Origin of the sequence: Andreesenia angusta, assembly GCF_001855385.1 — a bacterium.
Classification (GTDB): domain Bacteria; phylum Bacillota; class Clostridia; order Tissierellales; family Gottschalkiaceae; genus Andreesenia; species Andreesenia angusta.
On the sequence record NZ_MKIE01000028.1, the window covers coordinates 1 to 2,712 of the forward strand.

The 2,712-nt window shown below is 52.0% G+C and carries 1 rRNA gene; it reads right to left on the reverse strand.

From position 1 onward, the window contains the following. Window positions 1–2,712, reverse strand: a 23S ribosomal RNA gene (locus EUAN_RS12025); the annotation flags it as partial.

Genomic DNA, 2,712 nt, shown 5'->3' on the forward strand with positions numbered 1-2,712 from the left:
CTGCCCTTACACCTGTGACCTATCTACCAGGTAGTCTTCCTGGGATCTTACTCTGTTAACCAGATGGGAAATCTAATCTTGAGGGATGCTTCGCGCTTAGATGCCTTCAGCGCTTATCACTTCCAGACGTAGCTACTCAGCCATGCCGTTGGCACGACAACTGATACACCATTGGTCTGTCCATCCCGGTCCTCTCGTACTAGGGACAGCGCCTCTCAAATTTCCTGCGCCCACGACGGATAGGGACCGAACTGTCTCACGACGTTCTGAACCCAGCTCGCGTGCCTCTTTAATGGGCGAACAGCCCAACCCTTGGAACCTACTCCAGCTCCAGGATGAGACGAGCCGACATCGAGGTGCCAAACCTCCCCGTCGATGTGGACTCTTGGGGGAGATAAGCCTGTTATCCCCGGGGTAGCTTTTATCCGTTGAGCGATGGCCCTTCCACTCGGTGCCACCGGATCACTAAGTCCGACTTTCGTCCCTGCTCGACTTGTAGGTCTCGCAGTCAAGCTCTCTTATGCCTTTGCACTCTTCGCACGATTTCCGACCGTACTGAGAGAACCTTTGAGCGCCTCCGTTACTCTTTAGGAGGCGACCGCCCCAGTCAAACTGCCCAACTGACAGTGTCCCAGTACTGGTTTCACAGTACATGGTTAGAATTCCAGTAATACAAGGGTGGTATCCCAACAGCGACTCCACCAAAGCTGGCGCTCTAGTTTCGTAGTCTCCCACCTATCCTGTACATATATCACCAAAATCCAATGTCAGCTTGCAGTAAAGCTCCACGGGGTCTTTCCGTCCTGTCGCGGGTAACCAGCATCTTCACTGGTACTACAATTTCACCGGATCTATTGTTGAGACAGTGCCCAAATCGTTACGCCTTTCGTGCGGGTCGGAACTTACCCGACAAGGAATTTCGCTACCTTAGGACCGTTATAGTTACGGCCGCCGTTTACTGGGGCTTAAGTTCTGTGCTTCGATTGCTCTAACACTTCCCCTTAACCTTCCAGCACCGGGCAGGCGTCAGCCCCTATACTTCATCTTTCGATTTAGCAGAGACCTGTGTTTTTGGTAAACAGTCGCTTGGGCCTATTCTCTGCGGCCGGTTCATGCTCCAGATGTACATCCTTCACACGCCCCGGCACCCCTTCTCCCGAAGTTACGGGGTCATTTTGCCGAGTTCCTTAACAATAGTTCTTCCGCGCGTCTTAGGATTTTCTCCTCGCCTACCTGTGTCGGTTTGCGGTACGGGTACCCGAATACTCAATAGAAGCTTTTCTTGCCAGTGTGGAATCAATCACTTCGCTACTTAATTTCACTCCCCATCACGTCTCAGAATTGTTCCGGCGGATTTGCCTACCAGAACTCCCTACTCGCTTGGACGCGCTCAACCAACGGCGCGCTTGACCTATCCTCCTGTGTCACTCCATCTCTTAAACATATTCAGGTAGTACAGGAATTTCGACCTGTTGTCCATCGCCTACGACATTCGTCCTCGGCTTAGGCCCCGACTTACCCTGAGCGGACGAGCCTTCCTCAGGAAACCTTGGGCTTTCGACGGGTAAGATTCTCACTTACCTTCTCGCTACTCATGCCAGCATTCTCTCTCGTATGCAGTCCACCACTCCTTCCGGTATGACTTCTGCCCACATACGATGCTCCTCTACCATTCTTTCGAATCCGCAGCTTCGGCGGTAAATTTTAGCCCCGGTTATTTTCGGCGCAGGACCACTCGACCAGTGAGCTATTACGCACTCTTTGAATGTATGGCTGCTTCTAAGCCAACATCCTGGTTGTCTGTGTAGTCCTACATCCTTTCCCACTTAATTTACACTTGGGGGCCTTAGCTGGCGGTCTGGGCTGTTTCCCTTTCGACTACGAATCTTATCACACGCAGTCTGACTCCCAAAGAACATGATTGCGGCATTCGGAGTTTGATAATCTTCAGTAACGCAAAGCGCCCATCAGATATTCAGTGCTCTACCTCCGCATCACTACTTTGAGGCTAGCCCTAAAGCTATTTCGAGGAGAACCAGCTATCTCCGGGTTCGATTGGAATTTCACCCCTACCCACAGGTCATCCGATAGCTTTTAAACGCTAAACGGTTCGGACCTCCACGAAATTTTACTTCCGTTTCATCCTGCCCATGGGTAGATCACCCGGTTTCGGGTCTACGACATACAACTCTCGCCCTATTCAGACTCGGTTTCCCTTCGGCTCCGTACCTTAAGTACTTAACCTCGCTGCATATCGTAACTCGCTGGCCCGTTCTACAAAAAGTACGCGGTCGCTCGTATAAAGAGCTTCCACTGCTTGTAGACATATGGTTTCAGGTTCTATTTCACTCCCCTCCCGGGGTTCTTTTCACCTTTCCCTCACGGTACTGTGCACTATCGGTCACTAGGAAGTATTTAGCCTTGGGGGGTGGTCCCCCCTGCTTCCCACAAGGTTTCACGTGTCTCGTGGTACTCTGGATCACGGCTGCGGGTCTTCTCGTTTCGTCTACTGGGCTTTCACCACCTGCGGCGGGCCTTTCCAGACCTCTTCGACTACAATACCTCCATCGCGTTATGCCGGTCCTCAACCCCGCAGAAGTTGCCCTCTGCGGTTTGGGCTCTTTCCCTTTCGCTCGCCGCTACTCAGAAAATCGATTTTTCTTTCTCTTCCTCGGGGTACTTAGATGTTTCAGTTCCCCCGGTCTACCTCCA